Source organism: Actinomadura sp. 9N215, from assembly GCF_044326345.1.
In the GTDB taxonomy this organism is placed as follows: domain Bacteria; phylum Actinomycetota; class Actinomycetes; order Streptosporangiales; family Streptosporangiaceae; genus Spirillospora.
This window is the reverse complement of record NZ_JBIRBA010000020.1, coordinates 19648-38870: the sequence shown is the minus strand read 5'-3', so window position 1 is coordinate 38870 and position 19223 is coordinate 19648. Positions and strand designations below refer to the sequence as shown.

Here is a 19223-nt window from a genome sequence, read left to right as displayed (position 1 = left end):
GGCGTCGGCGTCAGCGCCCCTCCCCGCCTCCCTCTCCGGCTAGTCGGAACTCGGCCAGGACGGTGGCCAGAGCCCGGGCCCGGGTGCGGGCCCGGGTCGATGTGCGGGCGCGGGCGTAGACGGCGTCGAAGCGTTCTTCGTCCAGGGACGCGCGGACGGCGGTCTCGATGGCCAGCACGTCCGGGAGCGAGAGGTCGCGGGTGCCCCGGAGGGCGTCGGCCGTGCCGAGGAGTTCGGCGGCGCGCTCCGGGTCGCCGAGGACGCGGGCGCGTTCGGCCTGCCCGGCCAGGACGTACGCGACGATCGGATGGTCGTGTGCCCGGACGGCCCCGCGCAGCGCCTCGTCCAGGCGGGCGGTGGCGTCGTCCAGGGCGCCCATGGCCAGGTCGAGCTGGGCGCGGGAGCACAGGACCATGGCGCGGAACTGCGAAGGCCCCGGCAGGTCCTCGGTGAGCCGCTCGGCACGGGTCAGGCGGCGGACGGCCTCGGCCGTGTCGCCGGAGCGGCGCGCGAGCTCGCCGAGCTGGTAGTGCAGCCCGGCCTCCTCCTCCGGGCCGGAGAAGCCGCCGGGTTCACGGAGGGCGGCGTGGAGCATCGCCTCGGCGCGGCCGCGTTCGCCGGCGAGGTCGAGCTCGTTGGCGAGCTTCATGCGGATGTGCAGGATCCCGGCGGTGCCGCCGCCCAGCTCGGCGTTCAGCCGCAGCGCCTCCGCGTAGCCCGCGACGGAGCCGCGGTGGTCGCCGCGGCGGGCGAGGACCTCGGCCCGCGCGGCGAGGGCGAACGACAGGCCCCACCGGTCGCCGGACTCGCGGAACGCGGCGAGCGCGCGGTCGAGGTCGTCCTCGATCTCGTCGGCGCGGCCGAGGTTGTGGGCGATCTGGCCGCGGATGAAGTGGCCCAGGCCGCGGACCCACGGGTCGGGGTCGTCCAGGAGGGCGTCGACCGCCATGGCGGACGCGCTGTCCCACCCGGCCTCGTACAGGCGGGCGATCTCCAGCGTCAGCCGCAGCACCGGGTGCAGCTCCGCGCGGTCCAACCGGGAGCAGATCTCCCGGACCCTGACGAGCCAGGACGCGGCCCGCTCGCCCGCGTGCCGGCCGTCGAGCGCGATCATGGCACCGAGCGCGAGGGCGCGGGCGGTGGTCCGGTCGGCGGGGACGCCGGGCAGCGCGAGGACGTCGGCGAGGCTGTCGGCGCCTTCGCCGAGCTGCCCGTCCAGGAACCAGTACCAGCCAAGGGCGGCGCAGAACCGGATCGCCAGCGGCGCGTCCCCGGCGGAGATCGCCCAGCGCAGCGCGGCGGACGTGTTGTCGTGCTCGGCGGACAGCCGGCGCAGCCAGACCAGCTGGTCGGCGCGGGTCAGATGCGGCTCGGCGTCGTCGGCCAGCCGGGCGAAGTGCTCCGCGTGCGCCCGCCTGGCCGCGTCTTCGCCGCCGGACTCGGCGAGGCGTTCGAGGCCGTAGGCGCGGATCGTGTCGAGCATCCGGTAGCGGGGGCGGGGACCGGCGCCGGCGACGGTCAGGAGCGACTTGTCGACCAGCGCGGCGAGGACGTCCGGGATCTCGGCGCGTTCCAGGCCGGGGCCCGCGCAGACGGCCTCGGCGCTGCCGGCGGTCGCGCCGCCGGGGAAGACGGCGAGGCGGATCCACAGGGTGCGTTCCGCGTCGTCCAGGAGGTCCCAGCTCCATTCGACGACGGCGCGCAGCGTCCTGTGGCGGGGCAGGGCGGTGCGGCTGCCCGCGCCGAGGAGCCGGAAGCGGTCGTCCAGCCGGGCCGCGACCTGGCCGGCCGTCAGGGCCCGCAGCCGGGCCGCGGCCAGCTCGATCGCCAGCGGCATCCCGTCCAGGGCGCGGCAGATCCGGACGACGGACGCGACGTTGGCGCCGGTGACGTCGAAGCCCGGCGAGACGGCGGCGGCGCGCGCGGCGAACAGCTGGACGGCCGGGAAGGAGAGCGCCTCCTCCGGGCCCGCCGGCAGGGGCGGCGGCTCCAGCGGCTCGACCGGCCACAGCGTCTCCCCGGTGATGCCGAGTGGTTCGCGGCTCGTCGCGAGGATCCGGACGCCTGGGCATCCGGCCAGGACCCGGTCGGCGAGGCGGGCGGCGGCGTCCAGCAGGTGCTCGCAGTTGTCCAGCAGCAGGAGCAGGCGCCTGCCCGACAGCGCCGAGACGAGCCGCTCCAGCGGATCGACGGGAGCCGGCGCGATCTGGCCGGGACCCACCGCGAGCGGCGTGTCGCGAGGTCGGCGTCCAGCCGCTCTTCCAGGGCGGCGCGGCGCAGCGCGTCGAGGCGCGCGATGGGCGCTTCGGCGAACCTGAGCGCGGCGGCGTCGGCGAAGGCCGGGCCGCGCCAGAGCGCGAGGGCCTCGCGGAGCGCGGCCGACCGTGCGTCCGGGGCGGCGGCGCGGCGCGCGTCCCGCACCCGCGCCTCGAAGTCGTGGACGTCGACGTCCTCGCGCGGCAGGACGAGCCGGTACGCGCCGTGCGGCGACTCGATCAGGTCCCGGCCGATCGCGGCGCGCAGCCGCGAGACGAGCGACTGCAGCGCGTTCGGCGCGCCGCCCGGCACGCCGTCCTCCCACAGCCCGTCGATGATCCGCTCGGCGGGGATCGCGGCGCCGGGGTCGAGCGCCAGCAGCGTCAGCAGCGCCCGCAGCCGGGCGCCGCCGATCCGGACGCGCGCGCCGTCGTCCCCGACCACCTCCAGCGGCCCGAGCATCCCGATTCGCACGGACCGATTCTCCTCCACGCGCACCGGACAGCAGGACGCCCCGGCGGCCGGATGACCGGCGACCGGGGCGTCTCAAGCGGAAGGAGGGTCAGGCCGCGGTCTCGGTGGCCGCGGTCTCGGTCTCGGCGGCTTCGGACCCGGTGTCCTCCGTCTCGGCGGCCGCGGCCTCGGCGATCCTGGCCTTCGCCCTGGCGTCGTCCAGGGCGGCCAGCTCGAAGTCGGCGCGCGGCTGCTCGACGGTGGCGAGCGAGACGGTCTCGCGCTTGAGGAACAGCGCGAGCGTCCAGTCCGCCACCACGCGGATCTTGCGGTTGAACGTCGGGACCATCGCGCCGTGGTAGGTCCGGTGGAAGAACCACGCGGGCCACCCCTTCAGCTTGAAGCCGAGCGGGTTCGCCACGCCCTTGTGCAGGCCGAGGCCCGCGACGGTGCCGAGGTTGCCGTGGACGTACGGCTTGAGCGTCTTCCCGCGCAGCGACCGGACGATGTTGTCGCCGAGCACCTTGGCCTGCCGGACGGCGTGCTGCGCGTTCGGCGGGCAGAACTCGCCGTCCTGCGTCAGGTCCGGGATCGCGGCGTTGTCGCCGGCGGTGAACGCGCGCACGAGACCCTCGATGGTCAGGAACTCGGTGCCCTTGACGCGGCCCTTCCCGTCCACGGGCAGGTCACCCTGCCGGACGACCGGCGACGCCTTGACGCCCGCGTTCCACACCAGCGTCCCGGCCTGGAAGCTGCTGCCGTCCGACAGCTCGATCCGCCCGCCGACGGCCGACTTGAGGAGGGTGTTCATCTTCACGGCGATGCCGCGGCCGCGGAGCTGCTCGGCGGTCCACCGGCCCATGTCGGGGCCGACCTCGGGCAGGATGCGGCCGGTCGCCTCGACGAGCATGAACCGCAGGTCCTGCGGGGTGACCTTGCGCATGTACCTGGTGGCGTCGCGGGTCATGTCCTCAAGCTCGGCGACGGCCTCGACGCCGGCGAACCCGCCGCCGACGAACACGAAGGTCAGCGCCTTGCGGCGCATCTCCTCGTCGTTGGTCGACTCGGCGATCTCCAGCTGCTCCAGGACGTGGTTGCGCAGGTGGATGGCCTCGCCGACCGTCTTCAGGCTGATGCCGTTCTCGGCGAGCCCGGGGATCGGCAGCAGCCGCGGCACCGCGCCCGCGGCCATGACCAGGTAGTCGTAGGTGATCCGCTCCGGCGGCCCGGCCAGCGGCTGGACGATCGCCCAGCCCTCGTCGTGGTTCAGCTCGGTGACCCGCGCCTTGCGGACGGTGCACTTCGGCAGCACCCGGCGGAGCGGGACGACGACGTGCCGCGGCGAGATGTTCCCGGCGGCGGCCTCGGGAAGGAACGGCTGGTACGTCATGTACGAGTTGGGGTCCACGACGGTGACCTTGACCTCGCCCCGCCTGAGCTCGCGCTTCAGCTTCTTCTGCAGGCGCAGGGCGGTGTACATGCCCACATAGCCGCCACCCACGATGAGGATGTGGGGAGCGCCAGGGGTCCCCTCGGCGGTCCTGGCCATTGCGGCCTCCAATGTCACGGTCGGCTTGTGAAGACATTCACAAGCTACCTGATGATCGTGCCGGGCACCAATGACAACCATGGGAAGAACATGGGAATTTCCCGTCACGGCAAAGAAGGACGACCGTAGCGCTGTGAAACTCGCCACTCCTTCCCATTTTTAGGGGCAGAACCGTACAAACCACGCATGACCAACGTCACAGGCCCCGCGCCCGGGACGCCGCCGCCCGGCGGGACGAAAGGCGCGTTCCACTCCCCGCGAAGCCCTATCGTTGGGGCGGACGAGGAAGGGGGCGCCGGCGGCGTGACGCGGGCTGCCGAGACGCCGGGCCGAGATGGCGGCGATCCGGCGGAGCGCGGCGTACGATCTCGCCCGGGAGCGAATCGATGATGAGCAGAGACCGGCGTCCGATCACGGCCGCGGCGGGCGCGCTCGCCCTCGCCGGGACCGTGGGCGGTTGCGGGCTGATCGGCCAGCCGCAGAACAAGAGCGCCGAGCTGTCGGAATGGTTCACGGTGACCAGCCCGGTCTTCCGCGATGGGCGCGACTTGCCCCCGAGGTACGGCTGCACGACGTACTCTGGCGGGCAGGGCAAGACCCCACCGCTGCGGTGGTCGGGCACCCCGGCCGGGACGAGGTCGTTCGCGATCGTGATGGACGACCCGGACGCGTCCGGCGGCGCCTACGTCCACTGGGTGATCGCGGGCATCGACGGGACGGTGAACGAACTCGTCGAGGGAGCAAATCTGGACAGGACCGTCGAAGGGTTGACCACGGACAAGAAGGCGGGCTACGCACCGCCGTGCCCGCCCAAGGGAGAGCAGCACCGGTACCGGTTCACCATCTATGCGCTGGACGATCCGGCACCGTTCCAGAACGGCGCGGCACTGAAGGACTCACTGCCCGCCATCGCCGAGCACACGGTGGGACGGGGACGGATCACCGGGAACTTCGGCGGTTAGTAGGCGCGTTGACCGTGGAGCCTCAGGGGCACCGGGTCAGGGCGGACCCCACCGGGGGGCTGGAGCCGACAGGGGCGTACCGGACGGCCGCGACCGGCCGATCGGCACGCGCCGTGTGAGGGTAAATGTGCGCGAAGGGTGTGACAACGGTCATAGCGGTCGGACAGAATCGGGCTAAGCCGGGCCGGCGGACCCCCGAGGACGTCCGGCCACCGGCGACGGCCGGAGCGGACCCGAGGTCCGCGCCGGGAACTCTCGCCGGGCCAAGGCATTGGGTGGTGGCATGACTTCTTACATCGTGGTCTTCGGCCTCATTGTGGTCGTGGTCCTCGTGGTCGTCCTCGTGGCCCTCGGCCTGCGGGCCAGCAGGGCCGGACGCGACGACGACGACTGGATGGACGACGAGCCGCAGCCGCGCGGACGCAGAGGAGTCCAGCCGCACGAGGAGATGGGCGGCCCGGACGGCTACGGGTACAACGACGGCTACGACGCCGGATACGAGAACGGCTACGACCGTCAGGGCCCGCAGGTTCCGCAGGGCCCGCCCGAGCCGGCCCACGACCGCCGCGTCGCGGGCGGCGGCCCCCTCGCCGCGCCCACCACCCCGGCCCCGCCGCCTCCAGCCCCGAGCGCCCAGGCGTCGGACGAGATGGAGGACGACGACTACTGGGCGACGATCACCTTCGACAAGCCCAAGTTCCCCTGGCAGCACGACAACGACGGCGACCGCGCCGAGGTCGACCCCGCCGCCGACCCGCTGAACGCGCAGGCGCCCGCCGAGCAGCCGCCGATGGAGCAGCCGCCGTTCGACCAGCCGGGCATGCCGCAGCCGAACCTGACCCAGCCGGTCTCCATGGGCGCCGACGGCCCGATGCTCGGCGGCATGGGCGGCGGCCCGGGCGGCCACGGCCCGGGCGGCGGGACCGGCCCCCAGCAGATGCCCGGCCAGGGCGGCTTCCAGGGCGGTTCCCCCTTCACCGGGCAGGACCCGGGCTCGACCGCGCTCGACCCGATCCCCACCGACCTCACCGGTTCCGGCGCTCCGGGCGGGCCCGGCGTCCTTGGCGGCGCGAACGGCCCCGGCAGTCCTGGCGGTCCCGGAATGCAGGGCGGCGGCCCCGGCATGCAGTCGCCCTACGGCGGGCAGGAGCCTCAGCCCGCGTACGGGGCGGCGTCCGACTACGGTCCGGGCGAGCCGTCCTACGGCGCCCCGAGCCACGACCCGTACGGCGGCGGCGGCCAAGGCCAGGACCAGTACGGCGGCGGCCACGATCAGGGCTACGGCGACTACGGCTCCGACCCGCTGGGCAACCGTCCCGCCGCGGCCGCCGGCCCCCCTCCCGGAGGACGCCAGGACGGCTACGACATGGGCCTCGGCTCGTCCGCACCGGGCGGCGGAGTCGGCGGCGCGCTCGGCGGCGGCGACCCGCGCGTGTCCGACCCGCTCGGGCTGCCCCTCGGCCGTCCCGACGAACCGTCCGGTCCGCCCGCTCCCCCGGCGCCCGCTCCCCCGGCGCCCACTCCTCCGGCACCCGCACCCGCGGCGCACGGCGGGTCCGGCACCGACACCGACGGCCACAAGCTTCCGACGGTCGACGAACTGCTCCAGCGCATCCAGAACGACCGGCAGCGGTCGGCGGGCCCGGCGGCGTCGTCCGATCCGGGCGGCTCCTACGGCGGCGGTTCCCTGAACGATCCGCTCGGCGACCCGTTGAGCACCGGTTCGTTCGGCACCACCGGCGGCACGGGTAGCTCCGGGCCCGGCGGGCCCGGCGGCAGTAGCAACACCGGCCCGTGGCCGAAGCCCGGCCAGAACGGCGGATACGACCCTGGGATCGGCTCGGGAGTCCCGTCCGGCGCCACGCAGGGGTACGACTCGGGCCTCGGCGGCGCGTCCGGATACGGGCAGGGCCAGCAGAGCGACGGGTACCCGACGGCGCCCGCCTACGGCGACTCGGGCCGCTACGACGACCCGCTGAACGGCGGCGGCCGCGAGCCGTTCGGCGCGTTCGGCGGCGCGGACGGCGGCTCCGGCGCGACCCCGGGCGGCGCGGCTCCCGGCGGCGCGGCCCCAGGCGGCGCGGGCGCCTACGGCGACTTCAGCGGCAGCAGCTACAACGGCACCTCCGAACCGCTCTCCCCGCCGCACGACCCGAACGCCACGCAGGCGTACGACCCGAACGCCACCCAGGCCTACGGGTCGGGCGGCTACTACGGCGGCGGCTCGCAGCAGGGCGGCTACCCGCAGGGCGGCCAGGGCCAGCCGAACGACACCGGCCCGTACGGGTCCCGCCAGCCCGCCGACGACTGGGAGAACTACCGGCGCTGAACCAGCGCCACCCCGCACCAGCCGACGCACACACCGCACGCATCGAGGGCCGCCGGAATCGTCCGGCGGCCCTCGCCGTGTTCGGGGTGGAGCCGCGCCAATCCTGGGAATATACGTAGAGTGACTCCCAGACCACCTAGTGTCGCCATGCTGCGACGCGATCTCCTCTCCTCGTTCGTCGTCTTCCTCGTCGCGATCCCCCTGTCACTCGGCATCGCCGTCGCCTCCGGCGCCCCCGTCGCCGCCGGCCTGATCGCCGCCGTCGTCGGCGGGATCGTCGCCGGCCTGATCGGCGGATCGCCGCTGCAGGTCAGCGGCCCCGCCGCCGGGCTGACCGTCATCGTCGCCGGTCTCATCCAGACCTACGGCTGGCGTGCCACCTGCACGATCACCCTGCTCGGCGGGCTGCTGCAGCTCGCGCTCGGCGCCAGCCGCGTCGCCCGCACCGCGCTCGCCGTGTCCCCCGCCGTCGTGCACGGGATGCTCGCGGGCGTCGGCGTCGTCCTCGTCCTGGCGCAGGTGCACGTGGTGCTCGGCGGCAGCCCCCAGCAGTCGGCGATCGACAACCTGCGCGAGCTGCCGGGCCAGCTCGTCCACCCGCACACCCATCCGGCGCTGCTCGGGGCGCTGACGGTCCTCGTCCTGCTGCTCTGGTCGCGGCTGCCGCGCGGCGGGTGGCTGCGGGTCGTCCCTGGACCGCTGCCCGCCATCGCCCTCGCCACCGTGACCGCGTGGTCGCTCGGCTGGAACGCGCAGCGCGTGGAGCTGCCGGAGACCCTTCTCGGCGAGTGGCACGCGCCCGTCCTGCCGGACGGCTCCCTGCCCGCCGTGGTCGGCGCCGTCGTGTCCGTCGCGCTGGTCGCGGCCGTCGAGTCGCTGCTGTGCAGCGTGGCCATCGACCGGACCCGCCCCGCCGGCGTCCCCCGCGCCGACCTCGACCGGGACCTGCTCGGCCAGGGCGCGGGCAACGCCGTGTCGGGGTTCCTCGGCGGGCTGCCGATCGCGGGCGTGATCGTCCGCAGCACGGCGAACGTCGAGGCCGGGGCGCGCTCCCGCTGGTCGGCGGTCCTGCACGGGGTGTGGGTGCTGGTGCTGGCGCTGTCGTGCGGCCCGGTCATCGAGCAGGTGCCGCTGCCCGCCCTCGCGGCGCTGCTGGTCGTGCTGGGCGTCCGCCTGATGGACACCGCCCGCGTCCGAGACCTTCGTCACCACCGCGAGGCGCCCGCCTACTTCGCCACCCTCGCCGGCGTGGTCGTCCTCGGGCTCGGCGAGGGCGTGCTGCTCGGCATCGGGATCATGGCGATCATGGCGCTGCGGCGGCTGACGCGGCTGTCGGTCCGCGTGGAGCAGCTCGTCCCGGCGCCGGACGACGGGCCCGTCCCGCCCCGCGCGCACGTGGTCGTCGAGGGGACGCTGACGTTCCTCGGCGTCCCGAAGCTGACGCGCGCCCTGCAGGACGTCCCGTCCGGCTCCTATGTCGACCTGGACCTCAACGTCGACTTCATGGACCATGCCGCGTTCGACGCCATCCACGAGTGGCGGCTGGCGCACGAGCGTCAGGGCGGCAGGGTCGACATCGACGAGGTTCACGAGGCTTGGTATGAAAGAGCTGTGACAGGCGATATGTCCCCGCGGCGTAAAACGCCCCCACCTGCCCGTTGGTGGGCCCCGTGGGCGAACCGGCGGCGGCGCTCCGAGGCCGAGCTCGACGCGCCCGAGGTGTCCCCGGCCGCAGTGCTGCTCGCCGGCGTCCGCGAGTACCACGGCCGCACCGCCCGCCTCGTCCGGCCGATCATGGCCGAGCTCGCGATGGAGCAGAAGCCCGAGCACCTGTTCATCACCTGCGTCGACTCCCGCATCGTGCCCAACATCATCACCGCCAGCGGGCCCGGCGACCTGTTCATCAACCGCAACGTCGGCGCCCTCGTCCCGCGGAACGGCTCCCGCACGCCCGACGACTCCGTCGCCGCCACCGTCGAGTACGCCGTCAACGTGCTCGACATCCGGACGATCACCGTCTGCGGCCACTCCAACTGCGGCGCGATGGCCGCGCTCCTCGCCGGCGGCACCGAGGTCGGACATCTAACCGCCCTGTCCCGCTGGCTCAAGCACGGCAACCACAGCCTCGCCCGCTTCCTCGCCGAGGAGCCGCCGGCCGGCGCGGACGAGTCGCCCCTCACCCGCCTCTGCAAGATCAACGTGATGCAGCAGCTCGACAACCTGCTCACCTACCCCTGGCTCCGGGAGCGGGTCGAGTCCGGCGAGATCGAACTGGTGGGCCTCTACCTGGACCTGCAGTCCGCCAACGTCGAGATCCTCGACCGCGGCACCGGCTCGTTCGCCCCCGTCCCGGACGCCCCCGTCCCGGACGGTCCCCCGAAGCCCCGATCCCTCACCTGAAACGGCGGCGTGGGCCGTCCCCCCGCCTGGACGGCTCACGCCTCTCCACTACGCCCCCAGCACACCGGCCGGCGACCTCCGCTCTCCTGAGCTCCGCCGCGGCCTCCGGTCAGCGCGGCCCCTGGGGGGCCACCCCCAGCCCCCCGGCGGCGCGCTGACCGGCGGCCTCCGCTCCGCGGAGCTCCGCGCGGTCTCCGGTCAGCGGCTGACGAGCTCGTGGTCGCGACGACTGACGAATTCGCTGCCGCGGTGCGTGTTGTCGCGGACGTACATCCCGGCCACCCGGCGTGCGCGCCGTGCGCGGCGGTCGGACGCCGGGAGGAACAGCGCGTCGCACCGGCTGGCGCGCGAGAAGTCCCAGAGGTACACGACACCGGCCAGTCCCCCGGCGAGCACGAGGGCCACGAACGCGATGACGAACATCAGCTCTCCTCTCCACGGAGCCCAGCACCCGGCTCCGTGTCGTCACCGATCAAGGCGATCAGCTCTTATCAGGGACAGTAAGCGCGTTGTTTCATCTCCTCTGTGTCGTGTGACCCGAACCTGTCGAGTCCTGTGCCGCTGCGAAATCGGGTGGACGTCCCCCCGCGTGACAGGCGTTTAGGGTGTTCCTCAGCCCTACGGAGGAGGTCGCACGTGGCGGAAGGATCCGGCTTCGACCCGGACATCGACGAATGGCTCAGGCAGCGCGTCCAGGACTCGGCGGCGGCCGACCCGTCCGTGGAGGACTTCCGGGTCCTGCTCCGGGACGGGAACGAGCTGGCGCTCGGCCGCCTCGCTGACCCGCCGGTGGCCGCGGCGGAGCGCGACGTCGTCCTGGAGACGGCCGGCGGACCCGTGCCCGCCCGCGTGGTCGAGCCCGCGACCCGGCTCACCGACGCCACCGTCGTGTTCTTCCACGGCGGCGGATGGGCCGGCGGCGACCAGCACACGCACGTCCAGTACTCGCGGCGGCTCGCCGTGGAGACCGGCTCGACGGTCGTCGGCGTCGGCTACCGCCTGGCGCCCGAGCACCCGTTCCCCGCGGCGTTCGACGACTGCCTGGCCGCGACGCTGCACATCGCCGGGGCCGTGCCGGGACGGACGGCCGTCGCCGGGGACAGCGCGGGCGGGCAGCTCGCCGCGTCCGTCGCCATCGCCTGCCGCGACCAGGGCGTTCCGCTGGCCGCGCAGCTCCTCGTCTCCCCGGTCACCGACGTCGCGGGCGGCTACGCCGACCCGGACGTGAACGCGCGCTACCCGTCGCGGGAGGAGCGGGCGGACGGTTACGGCCTCACGCTCGCGGCCATGCGCTGGTTCGCCGAGCTGTACGCGCCGGCGGGCGGCGGGGAGGGCTGGCGGCTGTCGCCGCTGCGCGCGCCGGACCTGGCGGGCGTCGCTCCGGCGGCCGTCCACGCGGCGGGCTTCGACCCGCTCCGGGACGAGGGAAACGCCTACGCGGACGTCCTCCGCGCGGCCGGCGTCCCGGTGATCCACCGGGAGTGGCCCACGCTCAACCACAGCTTCTTCGGCCTCGGCGGCGTCTCCGCGACGGCGGAGCGGGCCGCCCGCCAGGCGTCCGCGGACCTCCGCACCCTGCTCACCACCGGCCAACCGCCACCCGAGGCCCCGGCCCCGGCGGCGAACGTGGAAGGCGGACGAGCCGGCCTGTAAGCCGGGTTCTCCGCAGGTATCCCGCACGACCTGCGCAGACACAGTCACCTGCGCCGCCACCAGTTGCTTCGGCACTCGTTGACTCTTATCGCTTCCCACGTGATCGCGCGCTCATGTGCCCCGGATGTGCCCTGTTCCAAGCCGTCTCCCTTCAGGCACTACCGGGGTGGGCCTTCCTGAGGTCTCGTGGCTGGTTGTCCTCCTGACGTGTCAGTGACAAAGCGTGGTACTTGGTGGTCAATCTACGGCAGCCAGGTGGAGGAACCGGACATTATTCCCATAGGCATTGTTATTGGTACAGCTCAATATCGGCGCAACTATTGAACTCTACCGATTCGACTGGCTACAGTATAAGGGGGCAGCTTATCTGATCGAGATTGATATCCATAAGAGGTTCTATGCCAAAGAATCTTGCGCCCATTGTTCAATGGGTGAGCTTCGTAGTCGGAGTTACGGGAATATCACTCCAGAAGTTGTTGGTGGATCACTCCGGCGTATCGAACATGCTAAGTGCGGCCGCTTTTATCGCCTTGGTTGTATTTGTAGCCATACAGCTGTTTCGCTCGAATCCAAATAAGTTCAAAGGCAAGAAGAAGGTCGATATAGCCTGGAGAGCGTTACTTACTCGTGCGGATAGTTCTGTCGACGTTTTCGGAGGGGATGTTTCCTGGGCGGAGGGTAATAAAGAATCGATATCACGACGAACTCAATTCGGCGTTGTAGTGCGTGTCCTTTGTAGATGGCCAAGAACTCCTGCACAGTTGGAGCATGTGCGAAAATTGACACAGGCTGGCGTAAAGGTGAGGTTCTACTCAGGTGATCTTGTGAGGATACGAGGGCTAATTGTAGACGCAGATATCGGTGCTAGTGCAGGAACTGCACTTACTGTCGTTAAGACTCCTAAACGGAGTATTAACGTTACCGAGCAGGACCGTAGTATGTTTGACTACGAAGCTCAACGCCATCTACCGAGTCGCGATTCCAATACCATCAATATGCTGCACCAATTGTTTGAATCAATATGGGAGAATCTCCCGGAGGGGGTTATCTTGAACGGAGCATCATTGAGTAGGGGTGAACTGCGCAATATACTCGTTCGAGTACCTCACTACAGGAGTATTAAGGTCAACGACATTGAAGTCAAAGGAGTTGCTATTCATTCGCTTTATTCGTGCTGCCAAACGGTCAAGGCGACGAAGCTGGATAGAATTTCGCTACTATTGGAAGCCTATCGACGTTTCACGCTCGACCCTTTTGAGGCGTGCAAAGTTGAGGAGGGAGGAAAAATGGTGACTCTGTTGCCACCGATCATTGAACGCCAACCGGATGGGAGAATGGTGGTTATCGATGGAATGCATAGACTCTTTCAATTGGCTACTCGCACCGATCTGCAGCAGTCTGTATGTTTGGTGCTAAGTAATGTTGGCCCACTTCCTTCACAGCCCATTCCTTTCCAAGAAGTTCGAGTGAGTTCAATCAAAATTGCACGTTCCGAAAATTTCATCAATTACAATCATGATCTTTTTCGGGATGTCAAGATAATCGATCGTAATCTACGTACAAGCATTGCTTCGTAAATGGGCCGTGAACCTCTCATCTGAAGATGTCAGCTGGACGGTTGCGGACTTGTGTGGGGGCGGGGCCTCGTAGCCTGGACCGGCGGACGGGCTGGCGCTGCCGCCTGCCCGCATTGGCCCGTCGTGAGGCCCCGCGCGGGGTCCCCGCGCAAGTCGGGAAACGGCCAGCGGCACGGGCGCGGCCAGCTCGGCCCCGTGACTGGTCTTCGCCTTAGTGCGGCCCCGCGACTCTTGCCGGTCTTCGCGCCTGGCGACCGGCGTCGGCCTGGTCCCGGAGCCGGCGCCCTAGCAGAGGCGGAGGGCCAGGCGCCGAGTCGGCGGCGCGTGCGGCCCGGTTCTCGGGCCGCCTTGAAGACGTACAGAAAGTTCTCACAGGCTCGGGAACTGGCTGTCGTCCCTCACTTCGCCGTTCGGCCCGCCAAGTGGTACATGTGCGATCGGGTGCCAGTCCCAGAGGCGTTCAGCTCCGCGCTGGAGGACGAGACTCACAATCCGGACGGTGATCTCGTATGGGGGAAGCTCGTTGCCGAGAGCCTCGATCAAGGGCGCTGCTTGTTGCTCCTTAGTGCTGTAGCACAAGGTGATGTGCGGCGTCCAAGATGAGGGCTCGGTCTGTCCGTCCCTGCCGAGTACGGTCCTTGTCGCGACCTTGATTGCCTCGTGTATTGGGTTGAGCGACTCAGGGGAAGATGTTCCGGCCATGATGGCCTCCGGATGGTAGAGCACCCGGTCCATTGTGACCGTTGTTGGTTGGATCCTTCGTAGGCGTTTGGAAGCCTCGGAGACTAGGTGACTCCGTTGATCCGGTTTGATGGACTCGGCGGCACCGAGCGCGAGCGTTGTCATGTGCAGCCACTTCAGCGGAGTCATGTGCAATCCACTGAACGTGGCGAGTCGCCCTTGTGCATACTGTGCGAGCTTGGTGACCTGTGGCTGATCCTGGAACAAAATGTGCCAGTAGATCGCCCCTTCGTTGGGGCCCGGCTCTGCCCTGTGCTCCCATCGATCGATCATCCGGACGGGGAACGGGCTCAAGCTTCCTCCTGGCTGTTTGCGAGTAGAGCACTGGCGTTGAATTCTTCGATTCCGGCCAGTAGTTCGGTTGCGTCTCGGCTGTTTCGGAACTTGCGTTGCCTCAAACGGACCGCAAGGTCGTCAAGGTAGCGAGTAACTGTTGCCATTCGGAACTCTGGCGCGAGGTCGAGCATGGCGGTTACCTCGTTCATTGTTCCGTCCAGCTCTCCCCTCATCAAGTAGGCGATGCCTGCGCCTACTCGGATCTGAGCCCAGGTGCCGGGGGAGCGCGCTAGGCCTGCTTGCCATGCCGCGTCTGCCGCGGCTACGGCTCGTAGGGATGCTTCGGGCTCACCGATGCGTGTGGTTACCGAGATCGTGAGCAGGGCTTGACGTGGTCGAGGGAAGGACCAGACAGACACCCCGGTGTCGGGTTCGTCCAAGGCCTCGGCAGCTGCCTCGGCGCGTGCCAGTGCTTCGCGGGCATGGTGAACGTCGCCCAACAGGCCCGCTGCCCTGGCCTCGTAGCTGGCGAGCATGGCCCGAAGTGGGCTGGGCGCGCTGGACTTGAAGCCCCGGCGAGCAAACTCCGCGGATTCTTGGTACATGCCTTGCCAACGAGCTGTCTTGGACATGGCGGCCCACGCGGCCGCCTCACTCGTTGCGGCTTCCTGCGCGCACATTAATGCTGCTTTACCGAGCGCCATCGCGGTTCGGTCTTGGTTGAGATCACCGAGCAACACACTGGCATGGGCCAAGAGATCGGCGTCGAGTTTGTACAACTCGCGTGTCTGTCGCAGCTTTTGTCGTCCGCTACGCAATAGCCCCTGAGCTTGATCGTGAAGTCGCGTTACTTCGTGCAAAGCTTCGGATGCTGGCATTTGTGTGTGGTTTTCCGCCAGCCTTAGCGACGTCTCGGTGATGTGGTCGAGTGCTTCTCGACTGGTGTTGGTGGACGTCAGCCATGACATCAGACTTGCAGCATCGCTCAGCGTTGGCGCTGAAGATCGGGCCTGGACTAGCTCGCCAGCCTTCGGGGGCTCTCCGAACAGGGCCTTATACGTGAGTCCGAAGACACGGCAATAAAGACTGGCGTAGAGGTCGCTTGGTCTATGGTCACCGTTCTCCCATCCACGGACGTAGCGTTGAACACTCTCGACTGAAGGTAGGCCGTTGCGGGTTCGGTTGTCCGCTGCACTGATGAGGCGCACAGCCATGTTCTTCTGACTCCACAGTCGCGCCTTGCGCTCGTCACGTAGTCGAACAGCCCAGTCGGGAACTTCGAAGATTGCCACCGGTGAGACACCTCATCAGGACGGCTGTGAGTCCGTCTCCTAATGTATCCCCTGTTCCCGCATTGAGCCCCCATGGAAGCTGGTGTCACAGAGAGGGAAGCGCACCGAGAGGCGGTGCGGCCCTGGATCGAAGGGGGAGCTTGTGAAGCTCTACGTGGACACCAGCACGAAGCAGGTCATGGTGTCGAAGGACCCGGTGGAGAAGACCGACCAGAACGGTCGCCAGCGGACCGAGCGGGACACCGGCCGGCCGATGTGGTCGACGCAGGTGTTCGTCCAGGACGACGACGGCGGCGATGTCATCACCATCACCACGGCGGGTGAGAAGCCGAGTGTGAAGGTGGGTCAGTTCGTCACCGTGTCCCGGTTGGAGGCCCTGCCGTGGGCGACCAACGGGCGTAACGGCGTGGCGTTCCGCGCGGTGGAGATCAAGGCGGCCGCAGCTCCGGCGGCTTCGAAGTAGCCAGCGGTCCCTGCATCCGCATGACCTGATGGTGTCTGGTTCCGGCGTGGGATGCGTCGGAGGACATCTCCTGTGTGTTCTCGGGGCGGCGTGCGTGTTGCGCCCCGGCGGCCTGTGAGTGTGGCCCGTTTCTGCGGGCCACACCGGTCACTTTCTCATCCGGCCCTGATCTAGGGCTGTCTCCCCGTTCAGGGGATCCGGTGCCATCGGAACGGCACCCATTCATTTACCTGGCCCGCGCGATCGGCGTGCGGGTCTTTCAGCTGCCCAGAAATGGGCCGCTGAACCCGACGAAAGGGGATTCCCGTGGAATTCTTCTTCATCATCACTCTGCTTTATCCCGGTTACTCCGGGGCGAACTATCTCACCCGTAAGGGGACGGTCACCGCGAAGCCGGGCGAGACCCGGCAAGACCTGCACAACAAGGTTCTGGTGTCGATCCACAACAGCGTGGACGACCCCGGTATCCGGCACGCCAATGTCGTGTTCTTCTCGCTCGAAATCAACGAGCTGCCCGTGACCGTGTAGGTGGCGGGCCTGTCACAACAAAGTGCGGGGCCTGGAGGACTGTCCTCCTCCGGCCCCGCCAATCCAATCCCTCCACTGCAAGAAGGGTGAATCATGTCCAAGTCTACGGGCCTGCCGCGCCTGCGGCGAGGCTCATCTGCTGGTCGCTCGTTCGGCCGCGCCGGGCGCGGTGGAACCGTCACCGTGATCGAAGACCGCGTGTCACGGTCGTACGCGCGTACCGCCAAAGTCACCTTCTACGTGGTCGCGATCGTGGTCGGCCTGCTGGCCGCCACCATCACCACGTCCTACCTTCCGCCGATCGCCGCCGTGCTGCTGGGCGGCCTCATCGGCGGCGTGGTCGGCCTGCTGGTCGCCGCGTTCATCACCTGCTGGCCCGTGCTGCGGGTCCTGTGGTGGTGGGCCCCCGAGATCGGGCTCACCCTGCTCGCCGGGTACGGCTGGGTCCTGCTGGCCACCCACCTGCCGCTGATCGGCCGCATTCTCATTCTGGCCGTGCTGGTCGGAGTCCCGGCCGCCGTTCCGTTCATCCGCACCCGCGTCAAAGCGATCGCCTGGTGCGTCATCACCCGGCACCGCCTGCGGGTGTGCTTCAACGAGTTCATCATCACCAACCGCAGCGGCACGCTGCCGCTGATCCTGTGGGCTCGCCCGGTCCGTACCGGCGAGCGCGTGTGGGCTTGGCTGCGGCCTGGCCTGTCGCTTGCCGACCTGCAAACCCGCCTCGACAAGATCGCCGTGACCTGCTGGGCCGCCAGCGTCACCGTCGAGGCCGCCTCCGACCGCAACGCCGCGCTGGTGCGCATCGACGTCAAACGCCGCACCGTGCTGACCGGCACCATCGAAACACCGCTGCTGGACCTGGTGGAGGACGACACCCCCACCGCCCAGCGGGCCACCCGCCCTGCACCCACGGCCCTGGACCTTCCCGACGTCCCGGCCACCTCCAACAACGAGCAGGGCCCGTCACGCCCGGCGGGCTCGGGCCCGGTGCCGGCCCCGGACGACACCCGTCCCAAGACCACCAAAACCAAGTCCGCCAAAACCGGCACGACCGATCCGCAACCGGCCAGTGCCGGTGAGGACATCAGCGACTGGATCTGACCGCCGCTGATCTGACACCCATTCCGCGAGGTCGCGAGGCGGCCCTGCCATGGGTCCCTCGCGCCTCCCTACCCCAAGAAGGGGGGCACGTCGATGCCCACCGTGGCACCTGCCGACCGGATCCCGGTCGGCCCAAACCTGTCGATGTTCGACCCGGTGTTTCTGGGCCTGGACGAATACGGGGCCCCGGTCTACACACCGCTGGCCTACCGCCGCCTGCTGATCGCGGGCGAACCCGACGGCGGCAAGTCCAGCCTGATCAACACCGTCACCGCGCACATCGCGCTGTGCCGTGACGCCCGGCCCGTGCTGTTTGACGGCAAGCTCGTGGAGCTGGGTCCCTGGGAAGACTGCGCCGACGAGTTCGTCGGTGCCGACATGGGCCACGCCATCACCACCCTGCGCCGTCTGCAGACGGTGATGAACAACCGCTACGCCTGGCTGCTGGCCCACGGCCGCCGCAAACTCACCCGGACCGACGGCGTTAAGGCCATCGCCAGCATCTTCGATGAGATCGCGCTGTATGCGACCGTGCTGGGCACCAAAGCCCAGCAAGAAGAATTCATCACCCTGTTCCGCGACCTGGTCGCCCGCGGCCGCGCCGCCGCCATGCCGGTCATCGCCGCCACCCAGCGGCCCAGCATCGACATCATCCCCAAGAGCCTGCGGGACCTGTTCGGCTACCGCGCCGCGTTCCGCTGCACCTCTTCGGGCTCCAGCGACATCATCCTCGGCGACGGCTGGTCCAGCGCCGGTTTCTGCGCCACCACCATCAAGCCCACCACGCCCGGCGTCTGCTACCTGATCGCCGAAGGCGGCGTCCCGGCCCTGATGAAAGTCGCCTACCTCACCGACGACGACATCACCACTCTGGCCGACTACGCCGCATGGTCACGCACCGGCCACCACACCACCCATCCCGCACCACCGGCCCCCGCGTCCGCTGACGCGCTGGCCGCCTGACCCTGGAAGGAGACCGTCCGATGGACCACATCGGCAATCGGGTCCTGGTCATGACCACCAACCCGGAGATCAACGGATACACCGGCCTGTGCCTGGTCTGCTTCGAACCCCACACCGTCGCCCTCGGCGACTACCCGGCCCTCGGTGAGTGGGCGCAGGAACACACCTGCAACCCCGAACGCGCCCAGCTGGTCGCTGGACTGATCGGCGACCGTATCGCCCGCTGCCTGTACTGCGGCTCCACCGACATCTACGAAACCCGCGTGCTGGTCGACGACCGCACCGAAGACATGGCGCTGCAGTGCGGCGCATGCCACGGAGTGTGGGCCCAATGATCCACAAGTACTACCGCCCAGACGGCAAACCCGACTGGAACCGCTGGCTCATGGAATGCGACGGCTGCCACTGCACCGCTCACCTGATGAGCAACGAAAACCCCGAATGGCTCGTGTCGCCCTGGCCCGACATGAACATCTACTGCCCCGACTGCTTCAACGCACGGGCCGACCAGATCATCACCAGCGCCCTGCGCTGCCCCGACTGCGACCGCATCGACCTGCGGCTCTGGCCCTGCAACCTCGACGCCGCACCCGCCGACCAACACCCGGGCCTGGTCGACTGCGCCCACTGCGGCGCAATCCTCATCCTCGTCGAACCACCGTCCTGGTTCTGACACG

16 protein-coding genes and 1 pseudogene are annotated in these 19223 nt (G+C 69.5%); 11 read left to right on the top strand and 6 right to left on the bottom strand.

Going from position 1 to position 19223, the window contains the following annotated elements; all coding sequences use genetic code 11:
* Positions 1-10 precede the first annotated feature (10 nt).
* The 3 genes and pseudogenes from ACH34T_RS29035 to ACH34T_RS29025 form a co-directional block, all read right to left on the bottom strand.
* On the bottom strand, positions 11-2221 hold the full coding sequence (locus ACH34T_RS29035; protein WP_396024107.1) for an ATP-binding protein: 2211 nt from the start codon (positions 2219-2221) through the stop codon (positions 11-13).
* 50 nt (positions 2222-2271) lie between these two features.
* Positions 2272-2718: pseudogene (locus ACH34T_RS29030) on the bottom strand (BTAD domain-containing putative transcriptional regulator); the annotation flags it as partial.
* Between the two features lie 100 nt (positions 2719-2818).
* Entirely contained in the window at positions 2819-4189 is a 1371-nt protein-coding gene (locus tag ACH34T_RS29025; RefSeq protein ID WP_396024247.1) for an NAD(P)/FAD-dependent oxidoreductase, read from the bottom strand.
* A gap of 455 nt (positions 4190-4644) precedes the next feature.
* On the opposite strand from ACH34T_RS29025, the gene ACH34T_RS29020 reads away from it, so the two are divergent.
* The 3 genes from ACH34T_RS29020 to ACH34T_RS29010 all read left to right on the top strand — a co-directional run bounded on the left by ACH34T_RS29020 (position 4645) and on the right by ACH34T_RS29010 (position 9949).
* Positions 4645-5220: a YbhB/YbcL family Raf kinase inhibitor-like protein gene (locus tag ACH34T_RS29020; protein WP_396024106.1), complete on the top strand. Its 576-nt coding sequence runs from the start codon at positions 4645-4647 to the stop codon at positions 5218-5220.
* Positions 5221-5503: 283 nt separating this feature from the next.
* Complete coding sequence (locus ACH34T_RS29015) at positions 5504-7549, top strand: hypothetical protein (protein ID WP_396024105.1); 2046 nt, start codon at positions 5504-5506, stop codon at positions 7547-7549.
* A 147-nt stretch (positions 7550-7696) separates the two neighbouring features.
* A complete protein-coding gene (locus ACH34T_RS29010) occupies positions 7697-9949 on the top strand; it encodes a SulP family inorganic anion transporter (RefSeq protein WP_396024104.1) in 2253 nt (750 codons plus the stop codon).
* Between the two features lie 198 nt (positions 9950-10147).
* On the opposite strand, the gene ACH34T_RS29005 is transcribed toward ACH34T_RS29010, so the two are convergent.
* Positions 10148-10372: a hypothetical protein gene (locus tag ACH34T_RS29005; RefSeq protein ID WP_396024103.1), complete on the bottom strand. Its 225-nt coding sequence runs from the start codon at positions 10370-10372 to the stop codon at positions 10148-10150.
* Between the two features lie 213 nt (positions 10373-10585).
* On the opposite strand from ACH34T_RS29005, the gene ACH34T_RS29000 reads away from it, so the two are divergent.
* Together ACH34T_RS29000 and ACH34T_RS28995 are read left to right on the top strand one after the other, a co-directional pair.
* Entirely contained in the window at positions 10586-11602 is a 1017-nt protein-coding gene (locus tag ACH34T_RS29000) for an alpha/beta hydrolase (RefSeq protein WP_396024102.1), read from the top strand.
* A 431-nt stretch (positions 11603-12033) separates the two neighbouring features.
* Complete coding sequence (locus ACH34T_RS28995; RefSeq protein ID WP_396024101.1) at positions 12034-13179, top strand: hypothetical protein; 1146 nt, start codon at positions 12034-12036, stop codon at positions 13177-13179.
* A gap of 369 nt (positions 13180-13548) precedes the next feature.
* Here ACH34T_RS28995 and ACH34T_RS28990 read toward each other — a convergent pair whose 3' ends face one another.
* Positions 13549-14214, bottom strand: coding sequence for a 2'-5' RNA ligase family protein (locus ACH34T_RS28990; RefSeq protein ID WP_396024100.1), 666 nt, complete (start codon positions 14212-14214; stop codon positions 13549-13551).
* The gene (locus ACH34T_RS28985; protein WP_396024099.1) at positions 14211-15488 is read right to left on the bottom strand and encodes a helix-turn-helix transcriptional regulator; all 1278 of its coding nucleotides are present in this window, start codon (positions 15486-15488) and stop codon (positions 14211-14213) included. The genes ACH34T_RS28990 and ACH34T_RS28985 overlap by 4 nt, the downstream gene beginning before the upstream one ends.
* 178 nt (positions 15489-15666) lie before the next feature.
* Here ACH34T_RS28985 and ACH34T_RS28980 point away from each other — a divergent pair, with 178 nt between their 5' ends.
* The 6 genes from ACH34T_RS28980 (at position 15667) to ACH34T_RS28955 (ending at position 19219) form a co-directional block, all read left to right on the top strand.
* Positions 15667-15951 carry a hypothetical protein gene (locus ACH34T_RS28980; protein ID WP_396024098.1) on the top strand — a complete coding sequence of 95 codons (285 nt, stop codon included), beginning with the start codon at positions 15667-15669 and terminating at the stop codon, positions 15949-15951.
* 306 nt (positions 15952-16257) lie between these two features.
* Complete coding sequence (locus ACH34T_RS28975; RefSeq protein ID WP_396024097.1) at positions 16258-16479, top strand: hypothetical protein; 222 nt, start codon at positions 16258-16260, stop codon at positions 16477-16479.
* A gap of 93 nt (positions 16480-16572) precedes the next feature.
* Complete coding sequence (locus tag ACH34T_RS28970) at positions 16573-17583, top strand: hypothetical protein (RefSeq protein WP_396024096.1); 1011 nt, start codon at positions 16573-16575, stop codon at positions 17581-17583.
* 93 nt (positions 17584-17676) lie between these two features.
* Positions 17677-18546 (top strand): FtsK/SpoIIIE domain-containing protein, encoded by an 870-nt coding sequence (locus ACH34T_RS28965; protein ID WP_396024095.1) that lies wholly within the window; start codon positions 17677-17679, stop codon positions 18544-18546.
* 20 nt (positions 18547-18566) lie between these two features.
* On the top strand, positions 18567-18881 hold the full coding sequence (locus ACH34T_RS28960; protein WP_396024094.1) for a hypothetical protein: 315 nt from the start codon (positions 18567-18569) through the stop codon (positions 18879-18881).
* Positions 18878-19219, top strand: a complete 342-nt coding sequence (locus ACH34T_RS28955; protein ID WP_396024093.1) for a hypothetical protein — start codon at positions 18878-18880, stop codon at positions 19217-19219. Before ACH34T_RS28960 ends, ACH34T_RS28955 begins: the two co-directional genes overlap by 4 nt.
* Positions 19220-19223 lie beyond the last annotated feature (4 nt).